Origin of the sequence: Cutibacterium avidum ATCC 25577, assembly GCF_000227295.1 — a bacterium.
GTDB classification, from domain to species: domain Bacteria; phylum Actinomycetota; class Actinomycetes; order Propionibacteriales; family Propionibacteriaceae; genus Cutibacterium; species Cutibacterium avidum.
Genome location: NZ_JH165054.1, coordinates 2,323,904 through 2,343,247, shown reverse-complemented (window position 1 = coordinate 2,343,247; position 19,344 = coordinate 2,323,904). Strand labels below are relative to the sequence as shown.

Sequence of the window (19,344 nt, the reverse complement as noted above, 5' to 3'; positions counted from 1 at the left end):
TCGCTGTCGCGGTCCTCCGAACAGGGGCGAACGGCCTTCTCGGACTCACATTGACATTTCTGACACCCACTTCACCGCGTCATCACGCGGTGGGAGTGGTGGGAAGTGGAGGTCGAGGAGTCGGGATGGTGACTTAGTGGAGCATTGTGGAGTATGGTGGAGGTAAGTGGAGGAGATCGCCCCGATCGTGGAGCAAGGAGGTGCCCGGTGTTCCTGGGTACGCACACTCCAAAGCTCGACGAAAAAGGCCGCTTCTTCCTACCGGCGAAGTTCCGCGACGAGTTGGACGACGGGTTGGTCATCACCAGGGGCCAGGACAGGTGTCTGGCGATCTACCCGACCAAAACCTTCGTGGAGACGACCCGGGAGATCGCTAAGGGTTCGGTGAGTGTCAAGAAGGTTCGTGACTACCAGCGCATGTTGGCAGCCGGTGCCAGCGACACCACTCCGGACAGGCAAGGGCGGGTCATGATTCCGTCGATGCTGAGGCGCTACGCCGGTCTCGACAAGGAGATCGTCGTGGTGGGTGCGATCACCCGTGTCGAGGTGTGGGACGCGACCGAGTGGGAGAAGTACTCCGAAGCCCAGGAGGAGATCTTCGCCGACATGAACGAGGAGGTCTTCGCCGAACAGTGATCGCGTGATCCGCGGCTCCGGTCCGACCGGGCCCCCTGACACAACTTCCCCTGTGCCAGGTGGTTCAGCCGGAACGGAACCCCGGACCACGGGTCGTCGACACCGGTCGAAGACGTTGCTGGCAGACCATGCCGGGGAGGGGATGCTCATGGCGACCGATGCCATTGCCGGCGATGCCGTTCACATCCCTGTCATGCGCACCCGCATTCTCGACCTTCTCTCCCCGGCCCTCGAGGGCGAGAACCCCGTTCACCTTGATGGCACCCTTGGTATGGGAGGTCACGCCGAAGCTGTTCTGAACCGGTTCCCTCGCGTACAGCTCGTCGGTATCGACCGGGATAAGCAGGCCCTGGCCATGGCGGGTGCGCGACTCGAGTCGTTCGGGGATCGCGTCCATCTCGTCCATGCCGTCCATGACGAGCTCCCCGATGTCCTCGATGACCTTGGGTTGGGAAACGTGAATTCGGTGCTGCTCGATCTGGGGCTGTCCTCCTTGCAGATTGACGAGGTGGGCCGCGGGTTCTCATACTCCGTCGATTCCCGGCTGGACATGCGCATGGACCAGTCTGGTGGACGTACTGCCGCCGAGATCGTCAACGCGTCCGCCCCAGGCGACCTGGTGCGGATCCTGCGCGAGTACGGCGAGGAGAAGTTCGCCGATCGCATCGTGCGGGCCATCGTCGCAGAGCGGGATCGTCAACCCATTGAGACCTCCGGACGCCTCGTCGACATCATCTCCGAGGCGATCCCCGCCGCTGTTCGGCACAAGCGTTCGGGGCATCCCGCCAAGCGCACCTTTCAGGCACTGCGTATTGCCGTCAACCGCGAGATGGAGACCCTTCCAGCGGTACTTCCCCGAGCACTCGACCGGCTCGCCGTCGGCGGCCGGATGGCAGTTCTCGCCTACCACTCCCTGGAGGATCGGCCAGTCAAGGAAGTCTTCCGGGACGCTTGCGCCGACACCGCTCCAGCGGGTCTGCCGATGGTTCCAGAATCAATGGCAGCCAAGTTCAGCCCTGTCACTCGAGGAGCTGAACGTCCTGACGCCGATGAGGTGTCCACGAATCCACGATCCGCGTCAGCACGGTTGCGGATCATCGAGCGGATCCGCCCAGGATCCGTCAGTTCTCAGCATGCGACGAAGGAGAGCCGATGAGCGCCGAACCAGCACCGCGTCCCCACCCGGCCAAGGTTGCCGCAGCGCGTACCGCCCCGTTACGTCCGGTGCTGCGGGCCCTGCCACGGCGGGTTCAGCAGCAGAGGATGGGACGGCTCGGCTTCGCCATCCTCATCGTCGTCATGCTGGCTGCCGGGTTGGCCGGTCTCCTGGTGCTCAACACCACAATCCAGGCACAGTCCATGCAGATTGCCCAGGAGACGCGCAATCTCAACGTCCTGCAGCACCAGCAGGCCGTGCTCGGGGCTGAGGTCGACCACTTGCGAGGACCGCAGAACCTGCAGGAAGAGGCCAAGAAGCTCGGCATGAGGCCGAATCCCTACGGCTCTTACATCGACCTGCGCACTGGCACGGTGATGGGAACCCAGACGAGGGTTGACGGCAAGGAAGCACCAGGACTCATCGGTGAGACGGCCAAGCCAGAGCTGGGTCAGCCGTGAGCGATTCCCGGCGTTCCACGGATCCAACCCGGCGTCCCGGTTCCGCCCGACCGCCTGCGTCCGGGCGTGGATCCGCGCCATTGCGCCCCGGTTACCGTCCGGGTCATCCTGCGTCGAGCGCGAGGCCAGCCCCACGGATGGCCTCCCAACGAGGCCGTCTGACCATCATCATGGCGGCATTCCTCGTGCTCGCGATCGGTCTGGCCAGCCGCGCTCTGCAGTTGCAAGCCATCGAGGCTCCTGCGTACGCGGCCTCGGCGGCCGCGCGGATGAAGTACACATACGACCTGCAGCCCGACCGCGGACGGCTCACTGATCGCAATGGCACCGTCATGGCGCAGACTCAGCCGGCCGTGTTGGTATTCGTCGACCCTCGCATGATCTCGCGCAATGGCGTTGACGAGCGGGTCACCATGAGTCGTACCCAGCGGGAGAAAGCCGCTGCAGCCCCCAAGGCGATTGCCAACATCCTGGCCAAGCACCTCGGCGGACGTCCGGAGGATTACCGCAAGGCTCTCACGGCCACCGACTCCAAGGGCAATCTCAGCCGCTACTCGGTGGTGCGTCACCACGTCGATAGCTACACCTTCGACCTCATCAAGAAGGACATGAAGGAGGGGGAATGGTACGGGATCTTCAGCTCGAATGACCCGATCCGCACCTATCCCTCCGGGAAGGTGGCGTCCAATGTCGTCGGATTCGTCAATGCCGAGGGCAAGGGCGCTGGCGGCTTCGAACACAGCCACGACAAGGCCTTGGCAGGTGTGCCCGGAAAGGAGTCCTACGAAGCTTCGACGTGGGGACGCATCCCGCTGGGATCCAACACCCTCGTTCCTGCCGTCAATGGCACCAGTTACGCCCTGACCCTTGACGCACAGCTGCAGCTCATGGCCCAGCAGGCACTGGGCACGGCCATCAAGAACGCCAAGGCCAAGAGTGGCGAGATCATCATGATGGACGTGACGAATGGCGAGGTACTCGCCATGGTGTCGATGCCCACCTTCGACTCGAACAAGCCGGGGAAGGCCAAGGAGAGCCAGACCCGCAATCGGACCATCCAGGATGCCTACGAACCGGGGTCGGTCCAGAAGGTACTGACGATGGCCGCCCTCACCGACCAGGGAGTCCTCACTCCCGATACCCACATCGTCGTTCCTCCGGCCTTGTCCTCCGGGGGCGGCAAGATCACGGATGCCGAGCCCCACGGCACCGAGCACCTGACCGCTCGCGGTGTTTTCGTGCACTCCTCGAACATCGGGACGACCCTCTTCGCCCGAAACCTCGACAAGGGGACCATGGCCTCCTACCTCAAGTCCTTCGGCCTAGGGGCACCTACCGGGATCGGTCTTCCCGGCGAGGCCCACGGCCAGATTCCCAAACCGGACATGCCCGACTACACCCGTGACCAGGTGGCCTTTGGCCAGGGGTTGTCGGTGACCGCGATCCAGGAGGCTGCTGCGGTGGCTGGCATCGTCAACGGTGGTGTATACCACTCCCCGACGATCATCAAATCAGCTGTCGACGGTCACGGTGAACCTGCTGAGATCCCCGACACGACGACCCGCCGAGTGATCTCCCAGCAGGCTTCCGGGCAGGTCCGCGACATGATGGAGAACGTCGTCTCGACGGCCAAGGGCCGACCGATCCCGGATTACCGAATGGGGGGAAAGACGGGTACTGCGCAGCGTGTTGACCCGCAATGCCACTGCTATCGCGGTTACATCTCCTCATTCATCGCCGTCGCTCCCATCGAGAAGCCGCGTATTCTCACCTATGTCGTCATCAACCAGCCCACCAACGGACACACAGGTACGGAGGTGGCGCAGCCGGCGGCGCGGCAACTGATGTCCGTCGCCCTGCCGCGCTACGGTGTGCAACCGTCCACCGACAAAGCGCGCAAGGAACCCTTGGAGTACCAGCCGTGAGCCCTGAACCCACTCCCACCCCCACATCACCTGCAGACACCGCCCTGCGGCCCTCGGAGGTGAATTCCATTGCGTGGGGTGATCTGGTGGCCGAGCTCGACGGGTGTCGGGCTGATGAGAACGGTCCTGCGATCAGCGGGATCACCCTGGACTCCCGTCAGGTACGTCACGGCGACTTGTACGTCGGTCTGCACGGTCTCCACGCCCATGGGGCTCGATTCGCTGGCTCGGCAGCACAGTCCGGTGCGGTGGCAGTCCTCACTGACGACGAGGGTGCGACCCTCGCTGCGGATGCCGGTGTGCCGATCATCGTCGTCCCGGATCCCCGGGCTGCGATGGCGGTCGCGGCTGCCAAGATCTTCGGCCATCCCGCTGATGCCATGACGATGTTCGGTGTCACTGGTACCAATGGCAAGACGACGACGGCCTTCCTGGTGGAGGCAGGTCTGCGAGCTGCTGGACGCCACGTCGGGACGATCGGGACGATTGGATTCCAGCTCGACGGTGTCGAGTTGCCGAGCGCTCGTACCACAGTGACGACCCCGGAAGCTCCGGATCTCCAAGGTCTCTTCGGCGCCATGGCTGAGAGGGGAGCGACCGACGTCGTCATGGAGGTCTCCTCCCACGCCCTCGCCCTGCAACGGGTCGACGGCACCCGTTTCGATGTCGCTGCCTTCACCAACCTCGGTCGCGATCATCTTGACTTCCACAAGACCCTCGATGATTACTTCGAGGCCAAGGCTCGTCTGTTCACCTCGAACCTGGCCCGGCTCGGCGTCATCAACGTTGACGACCCGCGCGGACGTCAACTCGTCGAGAGGATGCAGGCCAGTGGCGTCACGGCCGTGACGACGTCGATCCACGAACCCTCCGACTATCAGGTGATGTCGTGGCATCCGGGACCGCACGGGGCCGTCCTCGAGGTCACGACCCCGTCGGGGGAGCGCACTCTCGAATTGTCCCTGCCCGGTGAGTTCAACGTCCGCAACGCGGTCATGGCCCTGGCAATGCTGGAAGCCGCAGGGCTCTCCTTCGACGAGGTTGCGCACGGATTGTCGTCTGCTCAGGTGCCAGGTCGGATGGAGCGCGTCGACCTCGGCCCTGACTCACCGACCGCTCTGGTCGACTTCGCGCACACTCCGCAGGCGATTGCCTCCGCCCTTGATGCGGCACGGTCCTCGGTCGATGGGGGGCGTCTCATCGCCGTCCTGGGCGCTGGGGGAGACCGTGACGCCGCCAAGCGTGGCCCCATGGGTGATGTTGCGGCTGAGAGGGCCGACGTCGTCATCATCACCGACGACAACCCACGTACTGAGGATCCGGCAACGATCCGCGCAGCGGTGTTGGAGGGTGCCCACGAGGCCGCCGAGGACGGTGTCATCGTCGTCGATGGCGGACGCCGTCGTGAGGCGATCAACGAGGCCTTGAGAATGGCCGAGGTCGGAGACGTCATCTGCGTGCTCGGCAAGGGGCACGAGACCGGACAACATGTTGGCGGCGAGGTGCTGCCATTCGACGATCGTGAGGTCATCCGAGCTGAATGGCACACCATGGCTCGGCAGGCCGAGGAGGATCAGACACGATGAGAGTTGTCGACATTGCCACTCTTTCCCCATGGGTCGGGGCCGAACCGGTTGACGGTTCTGCACAGGTGGGCCCCGACGTCGTCATCGACACCCGTGAGGTGACTGCGGGGGCTCTCTTCGTCGCTCTGCCTGGCGCCCGGGCGGACGGACACGACTTCACGAAGGCTGCTCAGGAAGCTGGCGCGGCTGCCGTGATGGGTACGCGCGCCACCGACGCCCAGTTGCCGCACCTCATCGTTGACGACGGCCAGGCCGGACTGTCTCGATTGGCCCGTCACGCCGTGGACACCGAGCGTGAACGCGGCATGCGGACTATTGCTCTCACTGGGTCCAGTGGCAAGACGAGCACCAAGGACATGCTGGCCCAGGTTCTCGAGGCCTTTGGCCCGACGGTGGCTCCGGTGGGGTCGTTCAACAATGAGATCGGCGTGCCCCTGACGGCATGCCGCGTCAACGAGGAGACCGCATTCCTCGTCTCCGAGATGGGGGCTCGCGGACTTGGCCACATTTCGTGGCTGACCTCCATCGTCACCCCCGACGTCGCCATGGTCCTCAACATCGGGACCGCCCACCTGGGCGAGTTCGGATCCCGTGAGGTCATCGCCCAGGCCAAGGGCGAAATCGTCGAGGCTCTCAGCTCTGACGGCTGGGCTGTCCTCAATGCTGCCGATGACCTGGTGGCTGGGATGGCCCCGCGGACCAGTGGCCACATCGCATGGTTCAGCCCTGATGCCGATCACCGGCGTCCGGATGCCGAGGTCGAGGTGTGGGCGGAGTCGATCACTTCTGACGATCTGGATCGTCACTCTTTCACCCTGGGGGTTCGTAGGGGCGAGTCGACCTGGGCCAGCCAGGTCCGGTTGACGACGATGGGGGGCCACCAGGTCGCCAATGCTGTTGCCGCCACGGCTGCAGCGCTGGCAGCTCTGGAGCTCAATGGCGCTGTCGACGGGGACACCGTCGGTCGCATTGCCGATGCCCTGAGCAAGGCTGTGTCGCGGTCTGCCATGAGGATGCAGTTGCGTGAGCGAGCTGATGGCCTGGTGCTGGTTGAGGACTGTTACAACGCCAACCCTGACTCGATGGCTGCTTCCTTGAAAGCCATGGGTCACGTCCTCGCGACTCGCCGGGCCGCTGATCCCCAAACCCGTGGAATCGCTGTGCTTGGCGACATGCTTGAGCTCGGCAAGGATTCCCCTGAACTCAATGCCGAATCAGGTCGACGTGCTGCTCAGGCCGGGTTTGACGTCGTCATCGCGGTCGGTGACGAGGCCGAGAACATTGCTGCCGGCGCGTGCGCCGAAGGCGCACATGTGTTCGTCACCACCGTGGAAGAGGCTGCTGAGTCGCTAAGTTGGACCTCGCACGATGTCGTTCTCCTCAAAGCATCCCGAGGCCTGGCGCTGGAACGGGTGGGGCGCGCTGTGTTCGAGGATAGGGAGGCTCAGGCGTGAAGAACATCCTGCTCGCCGGCGCGGTGTCGATGATCGGCACCCTTGTCGGCACGCGGTGGTTCATCCACTGGCTCGCCGCAAGAGGATACGGTCAGTTCATTCGCGACGACGGCCCGACCACCCACAAGACGAAGAAGGGCACCCCGACCATGGGCGGTGCCGTCATCATTGTGTCGGTCCTGTTGGCCTACATCGTCGCGCATCTGGTGACCTGGACCCACCCGACTCTCTCAGCCTTAATGGTCCTCTGGCTCTTCGCCGGTCTGGGATTCATCGGATTCCTCGATGACTGGACGAAGATCTCCAAACAGCGCTCATTGGGCCTCAAACCCAGGGGAAAACTGCTTGGACAGGCGTTTGTTGCCATCACCTTCGCCATCGGAGTGATGTACTTCCCGGATACCCACGGGGTCACTCCGGGGTCCTCGGCGATCTCATTCCTGCGCGACATCTCCTGGCTTCATCTGCCTGTCTGGTTGGGCATCATCTGGGTGATCCTGCTCATTGCTGGTAGTTCCAATGCGGTGAACCTCACCGACGGCCTGGATGGGTTGGCGACGGGGGCCACCACCATGGTCTTCGGCGCCTACACCTTGCTGAGCATCTGGCAGTTCAACCAGTGGTGTTCGCGTCCGACCACTGCCGGCAACCATTGCTACGCAGTGCGTGATCCGCACGACATCGCCGTGGTGGCCATTGCCATCGCAGGAGCCTGTTTCGGTTTCCTGTGGTGGAATGCGAAGCCGGCCAAGATCTTCCTTGGTGACACCGGGTCCCTGGCTCTCGGTGGCGCTGTTGCGGGTATGGCTGTCGTCAGCCGTACCGAATTGCTGTTGGTCATCATCGGCGCACTGTTCGTCATCGAGACGATCTCGGTGATGCTCCAGGTGAGTGTGTTCAAACTCACCGGTGGAAAACGAGTTTTCAAGATGGCCCCGTTGCATCACCACTTCGAGTTGAAGGGGTGGGCTGAGGTGACCGTGGTCATCAGGTTCTGGATCATTTGCGGTCTGGCCGTGTCGGCCGGCCTGGGAATCTTCTACGCAGAATGGGTGGCAGGACAGTGACGTTCTCCGGAAAGGTTGATCTGAGCTCGGCCGACCGGCTGTTCGACTGGTCGGGAGTACACGTCGTCGTCGCCGGTCTGGGTACTTCTGGTTACGCCGCTGCCGACGCCCTGCTCGAGCTCGATGCCACGGTGCTCGTGCTCGACGACTCCGACGACGATGGTCATCGCGACAAAGGCGGGCTGCTCGAGGTGCTCGGTGCCGAGGTGCGACTGGGGGCCGGGGCGGCAGCTGAACTTCCTGAGGGCACCGACCTCGTCATCGTGTCCCCGGGGTGGCGTCCGACCCAGTCCTTGGTGGCCAGTGCTCTACTCCAGGGGATTCCAGTCTGGGGAGAGCCAGAACTGGCCTGGCGTCTCATGCATCCGGACCGCGTCGTCCCGTGGCTTGCCATCACTGGCACCAATGGCAAGACGACGACCACCCAGATGACCGAGTCGATTCTCAACGCGGCGGGGTTGCGAGCCTGCGCCGTCGGTAACATCGGTCGGCCCATCCTGGAGGCGATGGCCGACGAGATCGGCTACGACGTCTTCGCCGTGGAGCTCTCCAGCTTCCAGCTGCACTGGTCGAATTCCCTCTCCCTGCACTCGGCTGCCGTCCTGAATCTGCAGCAGGATCATTTGGAGTGGTATGCCCACGAGGATGACCCCTTCGCCTCCTATGCGGCTGACAAGGCTCGGATCTATCACCAGGTGACGAATTCCTGCGTCTACAATGTCGCCGACCCCGCGACCGAGCACATGGTCGAGGAGGCAGATGTCGTCGAGGGAGCTCGCGCCATCGGCTTCACTACCGGAATCCCCGGCCCCTCCATGATCGGTGTCGTCGATGATCTCATCGTCGACCGTGCCTTCGTCGACCAGCGGGCGACCTCCGCCATGGAGCTGGCCCACCTCGATGACGTCCGTCCTTTCGCCCCACACAATGTCGAGAACGCCTTGGCGGCAGCTGCCCTGACTCGCTCCTTCGGCGTGCCGGCCCGCGCCGTGGGTCAGGGTCTGCGCGATCTCCACCTTGGCGGGCACCGTATCGAGACCGTCCATAAAGCTGGTGGCATCACCTGGGTCGACGACTCCAAGGCCACCAACCCTCACGCCGCGAACTCCTCGATGCGCGCCTTCGAGCACATCGTGTGGATCGCCGGAGGCCAGGCCAAGGGCACCAACTTTGACGACCTGGTCACCACCCACGCCGAGAAGCTGCGCGGAGCCATCGTGCTGGGAACCGACCGTGACGTCGTCGCCAAGTCCTTGGCCGAGCACGCCCCGCATGTCCCCGTCGTCGTCATCGATGACATGTCGCGAGAATGCATGGCCAAGGCAGTTCGCGAGGCTGCCGAGATGGCCCGCCCCGGCGACACCGTCTTGATGGCTCCGGGGTGCGCGAGCCTCGACATTTGGCCTGGATATGCTGCCCGCGGTGACGATTTCGTCAGCGCGGCACGACAAATTGACGGGCCGGATGCCGATGGCTGAGAAGTCGGTCGACACCCGGACTCCTCGGCAGATGAATGGAGCCCGACGCCGGACCCCCGCCAGCTGGCTGACACACTTCCTGCGACTCGACAGCGGTGACGGACCCTCAGGTGGCTTGCTGACTCAACCCTTCCTGGATTACTACGTCATCCTCGCCACCACCGTACTGCTGTGCGGCATCGGAGCGTTGATGGGGTTGTCCTCGTCCTCGGTGTACTCCCAGTCGCTCGGACGCGGGCCCTACCACTTCGCCATTCGCCAGATCCTCTTCCTCGTCGTCGGAGCGATTGCCTCAGCGGTGGTGTCCCGGTTGTCGGAAGCACATCTGCGCCATCTCGGCGGGCTGACCTACGCCGTCGTCTGCCTGATGCTCGTAATGGTGCTGACCCCCCTGGGATCGGACGCTGGCAAGGGGAACCAGTCGTGGCTGGCTCTCGGCCCGGTCAGCCTGCAGCCCTCGGAGTTCGCGAAGTTCGCGCTGGTCCTCATCGGGGCCAGCTACATGGCGTCGCGTCGAGACGAGATGGCGACGTCCAAAGGCGTGGGCATTTATCTTGCGCTGTATGGGGTCATCGGGTTGCTGGTCGTCGCTCAGGGAGACCTTGGGACGACGATGATCATCGGACTCATCATGTTGGCGCAGATGTGGGGATTCGGCGTGCCGAAACGTTATTTGGGCGCTCTCATCGGTCTGGGCCTGCTGGCGATCCTGATGCTCATCGCGATCACTCCCTACCGAGCTCAGCGCGTGCTGTCCTTCCTGCATCCTGACAATGGCGCGACGACCTCCCAGCAGCCGCTCTCGGCGATCTACGCCCTGGCGACCGGTGGCTGGTGGGGGGTCGGCATCGGTGCGTCCCGTCAGAAGTGGGGAGGACTCTACGACGGTGCGCAGAACGACTTCGTCTTCGCCGTCCTCGGTGAGGAGATGGGTCTGCTCGGCACCCTCGGCGTCATCCTGCTGTTCACCCTGCTCGTGTGGGCAGGAGTGAGGACGGCGATGCGCCAGGACTCTCTCTTCCGTCGTTCGGCCGCATCGACGGCCACCGCATGGATTGCGATCCAGGCGATCATCAACATGTCTGTCTCACTGAATCTGTTGCCGGTCGTCGGCGTGCCGCTTCCTTTCATCTCTATCGGTGGATCGGCCTTGGTGTCGGTGTTGTTGGCGGTCGGCATCATCTTGGCGTGTGCCCGTACCGAGCCAGACGCTCGGCGCAGTACTGAGGCTTCCCGACGCACCGAGCCCGCCCGTGTGACGAGTGTCGTCGACGGAGGTAATCGTGGCTGATCTCGACGCCATATCCCATTCCCCCGAGGAGTACCCATGGTGAACGTTGTTCTGGCTGGCGGAGGAACGGCTGGCCACACATCTCCCCTTATTGCCACCGCGAAGGCTCTGCAGGAGCGTGGCGTCACGGTCTCCTGCATCGGGACGCCGAAGGGTCTTGAGGGACGAGTGATCCCCGAGGCCGGTCTCGAGCTCGACATGATTCCTCCGGTGCCGTTGCCGCGCACGGTGAACGTCGATTTGTTCAAGGTTCCTGGTCGGTTGGCCGGAGCGGTACGGAAGGCAGGTGCGGTGCTCAAGCAGCGCCGGGCTGATGTGGTCGTCGGCTTCGGCGGTTACGTCTCGTTGCCTGCATACCTGGCTGCCAGGAAAGCCAGGATCCCCGTCGTCATTCACGAGCAGAACGCTGTTCCCGGGCTGGCGAACAAGATCGCCGCACGGTTTGCGGTTTTCGTCGGTACGGCGTTCCCCGACACCCCTTTGCCGAAGGCCACCTTCGTCGGTATGCCGCTGCGCACGCAGATCACTGACCTGGCAGACGCCAGCGACGCGGATCGAGCCGGGCGTTGTGCCCTCGCTCGCGCCGGTCTGGGGCTGGACACCGACCGTCCCACCCTGCTTGTCTCCGGAGGATCTCAGGGAGCGGTCGCCATCAATGACGCCGTCGTCGCAGCACGTGACACCCTCCTTGCCGACGGTGTGCAAATCCTCCACGTCGTGGGCCCGAAGAACATCAAGGGCAACACCAAGATCGTTGATGAAACGACGGGGGCTGCTTGGCTGCCGGTCGGATATGTTGACGACATGGCCAGTGCGTACGCGGCTGCCGACCTGATGGTGGCTCGTTCCGGCGCTGGGACAGTGGTGGAGACCGCGACCGTCGGCCTGCCGACGATCTACGTTCCGTTGCCACACGGCAATGGCGAACAGGCGCGCAATGCCACCTCGGCCGTTGACGCCGGGGCTGGTGTCGTCGTCACGAACGCGGAACTGGATGCCCAGCGGCTCCTCGCCGAGACCGCGCGCATTCATGACGCCGATGCGCTGGCCAGAATGTCAGCTGCCGGTCGGGGACTCATGCCTGCTCATGCCGCTGAGGAGATGGCGGCACGGGTGGTCTCGGCCACCAATTCGAAGTGATCGACCCGACGACTGTTCGAGGAGAAAACTCATGTCATTGCGGGAACCTGTCGAGCTGCTCGGCCCCAGCATCATTGGGCCGGTTCACTTCATCGCCATCGGCGGAGCCGGAATGAGCGGTGTGGCGCGGATCTACCACGACATGGGAGTGGACGTTCGCGGCTCCGACCAGGTCGATTCAGCCAACCTGCGTGATCTGGCAGCTGCTGGGGTCCAGACCTGGGTGGGCCATGACCCTGCCCATCTGGCCGGAGCTCGCACGGTCGTGGTCTCCTCGGCGATCCGTCCTGACAATCCGGAGCTGGTGGAGGCCAATCGTCTCGGCCTGCGCATCTGGCACCGCTCGGCCGCTCTGGCTGCCCTCATGTTGGGTCGGGAGGGTGTCTCGATCGCCGGTACCCATGGCAAGACGACGACCACCGGGATGGTCGCCACCATGCTCGATCATGCCGGAGCTGATCCGTCCTACGTCATTGGTTCACCGCTGGCATCCACCGGAGAGTCGGCCCACCTGGGTGGGGGAGAGGTCTTCGTCGTCGAGGCTGACGAGTCCGACGGCTCCTTCCTGCAGTACCCCAGCCAGATCGTCGTCGTCACCAACGTGGAAGCTGACCACCTCGACAACTGGGGTACCCCGCAGGCCTACTTCGATGGCTTCGTCTCGATGGCAACCCGCCCCGAGGTGCGCTACGTCGTCACGAATGTCGATGATCCGGGGGCGGCCGAGCTGGCGGATCGCCTGGAGAGCACCGGAACGGTCAAGGTGGTCACCTATGGTGAGTCGGAGCAGGCAGAGGTCCAGCTCGTCGACCTCGACCTGGCGGGCACGACGGCCTCGGCCACCCTCGTCCACGGGTCCACCCGGGGTCGCATCGAACTCCAGGTTCCCGGGCGCTACAACGTCTCCAACGCTGCTGCCGCCTACTGCGTCGGCTCCCTGTTGGGGATTGACCATGACGAACTCCTGACGGGAATTGGCGCCTTCACAGGTACTCTGCGGCGCTTCCAGCTGGTGGGACGCGTCGGTGGCGTGGCAGTCTTCGACGACTACGCCCACCATCCGACCGAGCTGCGCGCCACTCTCGGGGCTGCGCGCCGCGCAGTGACCGGGCAGGGGAGGGTCATTGCCTGTTTCCAGCCTCATCTGTTCTCCCGTACCCGGGACTTCGCCGAGGAGTTCGGCCAGGCCCTCACCCTGGCTGACCGCGTCATCATCTCTGACGTGTACCCCGCCCGGGAGGACCCGATTCCTGGGGTCACGGGCGAGATGGTGCACGATGCGGTCATCGTGGCAGGTGGTGATTCCCGCTACGTTCCTGACAAGCAGGACCTTCCGGAGGCTCTTGCCGAAGAGGTGCGGCCCGGCGACCTCGTCATCACCCTGGGAGCTGGAGACGTCACCTTGGTGGGTCCGGTCCTGGTGGGATTGCTGGAGGACAAGTCCTGATGCCGGTTTCCGACATCAACGTTGCCATCGAGTTGCGACGCCGACGCCGCCGACGTCGCAACCAGATCATCGCAGGGATCGTCGCTGCGGTGGTGGTCCTCATCCTGGTGGCGATCTGGGTGGTGCGCAGTTCCTCCGTGTTCAGCGTCGACACCGTCGAGGTACACGGAACGCATCTGGTCACGGTCTCCCAGGTCGAGCAGGCCGCCAAGGTGCAGAAAGGCCAGCCCCTGGCGCGGGTCAACACTGACGAGGTCGTTGCTCGCGTCACCTCGATGGACATCGTCCACCAGGCTGAGGTGCACCGGAAGTGGCCTCACACCCTCGTCATCGACGTCACCGAGTTGAAGGTCTCGTATCAGGTGAAGACTCCTGGGGGATATCTGTGGATTGACCCCACCGGGGCGATCTTCAACCGGACGGCCAAGCCGACCCCGAAGGTGGTGTGGGCCACGACGTCGTCGGGCAATCGTGCCCTGCTGCGCGACGTCGCAACCGTGGCTGATTCCTTCCCCGTCGAGCTGAGGCGACAGGTCGACCACGTCGAGGCCAAGTCTCGTGACGCCATCGTCGTGGTGCTGTCCGGTAAGCGGACGGTGGTGTGGGGATCGGCGGATCAGTCCGAGCTCAAGGGCAAGGTCACCGCCGCGATGCTCAATGTCAAGGCAACCCGTTTCGACGTCTCATCCCCGGAGCATCCGACCTCTCGGTGAGCAGTCTCAAGCCGGGGTTGAGGGTCGAGGTCAAGGTGGCCTACGGCGTTGGACACCCTTCTGACGTGCTCATACCCTTGCCCTAGACCGGTCCGTCAGACAATAGTGAGGCAGAACTCCAGTGGCTATTCCATCCCAGAACTACCTCGCCGTGATCAAGGTCGTGGGGGTAGGCGGTGGCGGCTGCAATGCCGTTAACCGCATGATCGAGGCGGGACTCAAGGGAGTTGAGTTCCTCGCCGTCAACACCGATGCCCAGGCCCTCCTCACGAGCGATGCCGACGTCAAGCTCGACATCGGCAGGGACCTCACCCGAGGACTGGGTGCAGGTGCGGACCCTGACAAGGGACGTCAGGCTGCCGAGGATCACGCTGACGAGATCGAGGAGTCCCTCAAGGGCGCCGACATGGTCTTCGTCACCGCCGGTGAGGGCGGTGGGACTGGCACAGGTGCTGCTCCCGTCGTCGCCAAGATTGCTCGTTCCCTCGGGGCCCTGACCATTGGTGTCGTGACCCGCCCGTTCTCCTTCGAGGGCCACCGCCGTTCGTCCCAGGCCGAGTCCGGTATCGGCAATCTGCGCGACGAGGTCGACACCCTCATCGTCATTCCCAACGACAAGTTGTTGGACATGACGGACCAGCAGATCGCCATCCTGGACGCCTTCAAACAGGCCGACCAGGTGCTGATGCAAGGTGTTTCCGGCATTACCGACCTCATCACGACGCCGGGTCAGATCAACTTGGACTTCGCCGACGTCAAGTCGGTCATGTCGAACGCCGGATCGGCCCTCATGGGCATCGGACGTGCCTCTGGCGAGGACCGCGCCCGTGCTGCCGCCGAGATGGCCATCTCGTCCCCGCTGCTCGAGGTGTCCATCGACGGTGCTCGCGGCGTACTGCTGTCCATCGCCGGTGGCTCCGACCTCGGTCTGTTCGAGGTCGCCAGTGCGGCCAATCTCATCGAGGCCGCCGCTCACGACGAGGCCAACATCATCTTCGGCACCATCATCGACGATGCCCTCGGCGATGAGGTGCGCGTCACGGTCATCGCGGCCGGGTTCGAGAATGGCCAGCCCACCAGCACCAAGCAACCTGGCATCAGCCAGCGTCCGGCCTCCCGTCCGGCAATGAGCAATCGTTCCTCGGCAGGAGTCTTTGGTACCGGGGCAGCCCCGTCCGGATCTGCCTCCAGCGCGAACCGTCAGGGCAGCGGCAACCAGCAGCCGACCCCGATTCGTCCGCAGACCCAGGGCAGCCCGTTCGGTCATCGTCCCTCCCAGCCGGAGCAGTTGAACCAGCCGGTCCAGCAGCAGGACGAGCGTCCGCAGGTCGATGAGCCCGAGGATGATCTGGATATCCCCGACTTCTTGAAGTGACGTGCTGAGATTCGTCATCGACCCCGACGCCAACAATGGCGTTGGGGTCGCCTTCACGGATCGCGTCGACCCTGCCGGCCGGGGCCTGGGTGGTCACGGTTTCGACGGGTTCAATCTCGGACGCACTGACGAGGATCCCGCCGTTCTCGAGCACCTGGAGGCGCTGCGTGCCCGCCTCGGCCTTGGTCCGGTGATGGTCTGTCATCAGGTGCACGGCAAGGACGTGTGGCGAGTCGGGGCTGACGACGTCGAGGGGTGGACTCCGCAACGCTATCTTGGAGACCGCGTCGCAGGCCAGCGGAAACTCCCCGTCGCTGATGCCATGGTCACCGTCCTCCCCGGGGTCGCACTGGCCATTCGGGTCGCCGATTGCATGCCCGTCGTGCTGGCTGACCCGAAAACTGGTGTCATCGGGGTTGCTCACGCCGGTCGAGTGGGATTCCTGGCGGGGGTCCTTCCGGCCACCGTCAGCGCCATGCGAGACATGGGAGCCACTGACGTGCTGGCATGGGTGGGGCCTCATATTTGCGGCAACTGTTATGAGGTCCCCGCTGACATGGCAGAGCAGGTGTGGGCCGAGTACCCGGCAACCCGGGCCGTGACTCGTCGAGGGACTCCGGCCCTTGATCTGGGTGCCGGAGCCCTGGTCCAGCTGGAGTCCCTGGGCGTGGCAGCAGTCGGGCTTGACCCCTGTACCTTTGAGGGACAAGATCTGTTCTCCCACCGGAGGGATCACGGTGCGGGACGTCTTGCCGGTCTGGTGTGGAGGACTTCCAACCCTCGATGAGGACGGATCCCGCCGGTCCATGATGTGTCAGCAGTTCGCGTGTCTCGTCAAACCGTGGCAATATCCGTGGCAGGCTTGAATGGTGAGATCCCCGTCTTGGGGACGCACCCACGAGAAGGAGCTCCAGATGGCAGGAATCGGCAGGAAGATCGCCTCGTATGTCGGCATTGTCGACGATCGTCGCTACGACGAGGAGGATCTTCCGGACGAGGAGCTCACCACGGAGGTCTACTCCGACGACGGGTACGAGCCATCTTCGGAGGTGACCCAGTTGCATCATCACGACTCCACCGGGCAGCGCGGCAGGGAACACAAGGCGGTCCAGCAGCGTCGCCCGGAGCTCGACGAGCCGAGCATCGCCGACATCAACCGCATCCTGACCGTCCATCCGCGCAATTACAACGAGGCTCGGACGATTGGCGAGCAGTTCCGTGACGGCATTCCCGTCATCATGAACCTCACCGAGATGGACGACGCCGACGCCAAGCGCCTGGTCGATTTCGCTGCCGGTCTCATCTTCGGTCTGCGAGGAACCATCGAGCGGGTGACGAGCAAGGTCTTCCTGCTGTGCCCGCGCAATGTCAATGTCACCCCGGAGGACAAGGCCCGCATCGCCAGTGGCGGGTTCTTCAACCAGTCCTGACGGAGTCAGCCATGATCCTGGCCGGGACCATTCTCACGTGGCTCATTCAGATTTACACGGTGTTGCTCATCGTGCGGATGCTCATGTCTTGGGTGCCGTTGCTGGTGCGCGATTTCGAGCCGCACGGCGCATTGGCAGTGGTGTTTGAGATCGTCTACACGATCACGGATCCGCCGATCAAGTTCTTTGATCGACTTGTGCCGCCGGTGAGGTTCGGCAATGTCGGATTCTCGGTCGGGTTCATCATCGTTTTCGTCCTGCTGGCCGTCCTTCAGAGGCTGGTTGTCGCCGTCTTCTGGTGAGGGGGTATTGGCCATACCCCGAAGGTGAGGTTGAGCCTCCCGAGTGACGCGAGCGCCGCGGTGGAGTACCCTTGTCGACATCTCGTGTCCACCCCGGACCATACGGTCCGCCTCACGGGTCCTGACTGTTCCCGACATCTTGGAGTGCACAATGACGCTGACCCTCGAAGAGGTGCGCAAGGTTCGTTTCCCGATGGTCAAACGCCCCGGCGAGGGCTACCGCGCCATTGAAGTCGATGATTTCGTCGACAAGGTTGAAGCGGCGTTCATGACCCTCACCGACGAGAATGAGCGTCTCAAGGCCCAGGTCGAGGCGCTTAGGTCCGGCGACCAGGGTGAGCAGAAGGCCGATCAGGAGCTCGTCGACGAGAACGAGCACCTCCGTGCCCAGATCGAGGAGCTGCGCTCCCAACAGAATGATCGTCCGGCGGTTGATTCCGGTGAGGTCGATCGTGCCAAGGCCGCCCAGCAGGAGGCCGAGAACCGCGCCCACCAGATCGAGCAGGAGAAGGCTTCCCTGCAGTCCGAGATCGAGGAGCTGCGTCGGGCCACCCAGCGCCCGGGCCAGGACATCGACCCGGCCGAGGTTGCCCGCCTGCGCAGCGAGAACGAGCGTCTTGGCGCCCAGCTGCGTGATGCCCATGCCCTTGCTGCCCGTAGCCGTACTTCCTCGGTCGCCCAACAGCAGCCGACGACCACCGAGGATGGCGTCCAGAAGCTTGTCGTGACCACCAGCGCCGAGGCCTCTCCGGCCGTTGTCCGCATGGTTGAGCTGGCCCTCGCCGACGCCGAGCGTGTCGTCCACGAGGCTGAGGAGGAGGCCGGTCGCAAGGTTCAGGCTGCCGAGACCAAGGCTCACGAGCTCACCATCGATGCCCAGACCCGTGCCGAGCGCATCGAGTCCAGCGCCCGCGTCAATGCCGAGAAGATGACCTCGGACGCCAAGAGCAACGCTGACAAGGTCAATGCCGATGCCCAGACCCGCCGCACCGAGCTCTTCCGCGAGCTCGAGGCAGAGCGTGACACCTTGGCAGGCGATGTCGACCACCTGCGCTCCTTCGAGGCGAGCTACCGCGATGCTCTCACCTCCCACCTGCGTGCTCAGGCTGACAACTTGGAGAATGGCGTCTTCGAGCCCGCCGAGCTGCCCGAGCTGCTCAAGTCGGAGAACCGCGTTGCTCCGGGTGATTCGTCCACCCCGCGTCTCGACGCTCTCATTGGCCGCGGCCAGCAGCAGAACTGACGCGATACACTTTCCAAGACGCCGTGCCCTGGTCACATGACCGGGGCACGGCGTCGTTCATCTGGTGGCCAATCTCGGAGCCGGCGACGAGGATGACGGGTGAGTGGCATGGGTGTAATGTCTGCCCACAGTTCATGCACCTCCCACGTAGGTGATGACATGAGCGGCACACACCACCAAGCCGGGGACGATCCCCGCATGACGATGGAGAGTTCCATGTCAGATCATGATGCCGAGGCCATCGCCGCCTCCCTGCCGGTGCGCGACGGCGATGAGCCATGGACGGCCGATGAGGTTCGCGAGATCATCGACGCCCTGGAGTCGGACGTCCACAGGATGGGTACCGCCCTTGCCAAGGCCGAGAATGACCTTGCCGATCTCATGAAGCAGGGCAACGACGGTGCCGGCATGGACACCATCGACGTCGGTTCCTCCCAGTTCGAGCGTGACCAGGAGATCTCCGTCACGCGCAACGCCCGTGCCGTCTACGACCAGTCGAAGCTCGCTCTCCAGCTGCTCGACGAGGGTACCTGGGGTACCTGCGAGTCCTGTGGCAAGGCCGTTGGAAAGGCTCGTCTGCAGGCCTTCCCGCGAGCCACCATGTGCGTCAAGTGCAAGCAGCGCGAAGAGCGCCGGTGAT

18 protein-coding genes are annotated in these 19,344 nt (G+C 64.0%); all 18 read left to right on the top strand.

Translation table 11 applies throughout. The annotated features are described in order from the left end of the window. The first annotated feature begins 207 nt into the window (after positions 1–207). On the top strand, positions 208–636 hold the full coding sequence (gene mraZ, locus HMPREF9153_RS10485; protein ID WP_004811809.1) for a division/cell wall cluster transcriptional repressor MraZ: 429 nt from the start codon (positions 208–210) through the stop codon (positions 634–636). Between the two features lie 142 nt (positions 637–778). Further along, positions 779–1,792, top strand: coding sequence for a 16S rRNA (cytosine(1402)-N(4))-methyltransferase RsmH (gene rsmH, locus HMPREF9153_RS10480; RefSeq protein WP_004811808.1), 1,014 nt, complete (start codon positions 779–781; stop codon positions 1,790–1,792). Positions 1,793–1,899: 107 nt separating this feature from the next. After that, entirely contained in the window at positions 1,900–2,253 is a 354-nt protein-coding gene (gene ftsL, locus HMPREF9153_RS10475) for a cell division protein FtsL (RefSeq protein ID WP_021108644.1), read from the top strand. Positions 2,254–2,390: 137 nt separating this feature from the next. After that, positions 2,391–4,178, top strand: a complete 1,788-nt coding sequence (locus tag HMPREF9153_RS10470) for a peptidoglycan D,D-transpeptidase FtsI family protein (protein ID WP_004811806.1) — start codon at positions 2,391–2,393, stop codon at positions 4,176–4,178. After that, a complete protein-coding gene (locus HMPREF9153_RS10465) occupies positions 4,175–5,764 on the top strand; it encodes a UDP-N-acetylmuramoyl-L-alanyl-D-glutamate--2,6-diaminopimelate ligase (RefSeq protein ID WP_004811805.1) in 1,590 nt (529 codons plus the stop codon). The genes HMPREF9153_RS10470 and HMPREF9153_RS10465 overlap by 4 nt, the downstream gene beginning before the upstream one ends. Continuing rightward, positions 5,761–7,218, top strand: a complete 1,458-nt coding sequence (locus HMPREF9153_RS10460) for a UDP-N-acetylmuramoyl-tripeptide--D-alanyl-D-alanine ligase (RefSeq protein WP_004811804.1) — start codon at positions 5,761–5,763, stop codon at positions 7,216–7,218. The genes HMPREF9153_RS10465 and HMPREF9153_RS10460 overlap by 4 nt, the downstream gene beginning before the upstream one ends. Next, a complete protein-coding gene (mraY, locus tag HMPREF9153_RS10455; RefSeq protein WP_004811803.1) occupies positions 7,215–8,285 on the top strand; it encodes a phospho-N-acetylmuramoyl-pentapeptide-transferase in 1,071 nt (356 codons plus the stop codon). The genes HMPREF9153_RS10460 and mraY overlap by 4 nt, the downstream gene beginning before the upstream one ends. Then, positions 8,267–9,763, top strand: a complete 1,497-nt coding sequence (gene murD, locus HMPREF9153_RS10450; protein WP_004811802.1) for a UDP-N-acetylmuramoyl-L-alanine--D-glutamate ligase — start codon at positions 8,267–8,269, stop codon at positions 9,761–9,763. Before mraY ends, murD begins: the two co-directional genes overlap by 19 nt. Before the next feature lie 115 nt (positions 9,764–9,878). After that, positions 9,879–11,054, top strand: coding sequence for a putative lipid II flippase FtsW (ftsW, locus tag HMPREF9153_RS10445; protein WP_174266673.1), 1,176 nt, complete (start codon positions 9,879–9,881; stop codon positions 11,052–11,054). 36 nt (positions 11,055–11,090) lie between these two features. Next, positions 11,091–12,194 (top strand): undecaprenyldiphospho-muramoylpentapeptide beta-N-acetylglucosaminyltransferase, encoded by a 1,104-nt coding sequence (gene murG, locus HMPREF9153_RS10440; RefSeq protein ID WP_004811800.1) that lies wholly within the window; start codon positions 11,091–11,093, stop codon positions 12,192–12,194. Positions 12,195–12,225: 31 nt separating this feature from the next. Further along, positions 12,226–13,641, top strand: coding sequence for a UDP-N-acetylmuramate--L-alanine ligase (gene murC / locus HMPREF9153_RS10435; RefSeq protein WP_004811799.1), 1,416 nt, complete (start codon positions 12,226–12,228; stop codon positions 13,639–13,641). Beyond that, positions 13,641–14,354 carry a cell division protein FtsQ/DivIB gene (locus tag HMPREF9153_RS10430; protein ID WP_004811798.1) on the top strand — a complete coding sequence of 238 codons (714 nt, stop codon included), beginning with the start codon at positions 13,641–13,643 and terminating at the stop codon, positions 14,352–14,354. The genes murC and HMPREF9153_RS10430 overlap by 1 nt, the downstream gene beginning before the upstream one ends. Before the next feature lie 121 nt (positions 14,355–14,475). Continuing rightward, positions 14,476–15,729 carry a cell division protein FtsZ gene (gene ftsZ, locus HMPREF9153_RS10425; protein ID WP_004811797.1) on the top strand — a complete coding sequence of 418 codons (1,254 nt, stop codon included), beginning with the start codon at positions 14,476–14,478 and terminating at the stop codon, positions 15,727–15,729. Position 15,730: 1 nt separating this feature from the next. Further along, positions 15,731–16,516 (top strand): purine nucleoside phosphorylase YfiH/LACC1 family protein, encoded by a 786-nt coding sequence (locus HMPREF9153_RS10420; RefSeq protein WP_004811796.1) that lies wholly within the window; start codon positions 15,731–15,733, stop codon positions 16,514–16,516. 127 nt (positions 16,517–16,643) lie between these two features. Next, positions 16,644–17,159, top strand: coding sequence for a cell division protein SepF (locus tag HMPREF9153_RS10415; protein ID WP_015582987.1), 516 nt, complete (start codon positions 16,644–16,646; stop codon positions 17,157–17,159). A gap of 11 nt (positions 17,160–17,170) precedes the next feature. Next, positions 17,171–17,461, top strand: a complete 291-nt coding sequence (locus HMPREF9153_RS10410; protein ID WP_004811794.1) for a YggT family protein — start codon at positions 17,171–17,173, stop codon at positions 17,459–17,461. 151 nt (positions 17,462–17,612) lie between these two features. Next, a complete protein-coding gene (locus tag HMPREF9153_RS10405; protein WP_004811793.1) occupies positions 17,613–18,704 on the top strand; it encodes a DivIVA domain-containing protein in 1,092 nt (363 codons plus the stop codon). A 159-nt stretch (positions 18,705–18,863) separates the two neighbouring features. Then, on the top strand, positions 18,864–19,343 hold the full coding sequence (locus HMPREF9153_RS10400) for a TraR/DksA family transcriptional regulator (protein ID WP_004811792.1): 480 nt from the start codon (positions 18,864–18,866) through the stop codon (positions 19,341–19,343). Position 19,344 lies beyond the last annotated feature (1 nt).

Coding starts and splice junctions, on each gene's coding strand:
- ftsL (WP_021108644.1), top strand. CDS start 1,900: ATGGGACGGCTCGGCTTCGCCATCCTCATCGTCGTCATGCTGGCTGCC.
- HMPREF9153_RS10460 (WP_004811804.1), top strand. CDS start 5,761: ATGAGAGTTGTCGACATTGCCACTCTTTCCCCATGGGTCGGGGCCGAA.
- HMPREF9153_RS10405 (WP_004811793.1), top strand. CDS start 17,613: ATGACGCTGACCCTCGAAGAGGTGCGCAAGGTTCGTTTCCCGATGGTC.
- murG (WP_004811800.1), top strand. CDS start 11,091: ATGGTGAACGTTGTTCTGGCTGGCGGAGGAACGGCTGGCCACACATCT.
- murD (WP_004811802.1), top strand. CDS start 8,267: ATGGGTGGCAGGACAGTGACGTTCTCCGGAAAGGTTGATCTGAGCTCG.
- HMPREF9153_RS10410 (WP_004811794.1), top strand. CDS start 17,171: ATGATCCTGGCCGGGACCATTCTCACGTGGCTCATTCAGATTTACACG.
- HMPREF9153_RS10430 (WP_004811798.1), top strand. CDS start 13,641: ATGCCGGTTTCCGACATCAACGTTGCCATCGAGTTGCGACGCCGACGC.
- HMPREF9153_RS10470 (WP_004811806.1), top strand. CDS start 2,391: ATGGCCTCCCAACGAGGCCGTCTGACCATCATCATGGCGGCATTCCTC.
- HMPREF9153_RS10415 (WP_015582987.1), top strand. CDS start 16,644: ATGGCAGGAATCGGCAGGAAGATCGCCTCGTATGTCGGCATTGTCGAC.
- murC (WP_004811799.1), top strand. CDS start 12,226: ATGTCATTGCGGGAACCTGTCGAGCTGCTCGGCCCCAGCATCATTGGG.
- rsmH (WP_004811808.1), top strand. CDS start 779: ATGCTCATGGCGACCGATGCCATTGCCGGCGATGCCGTTCACATCCCT.
- HMPREF9153_RS10400 (WP_004811792.1), top strand. CDS start 18,864: ATGAGCGGCACACACCACCAAGCCGGGGACGATCCCCGCATGACGATG.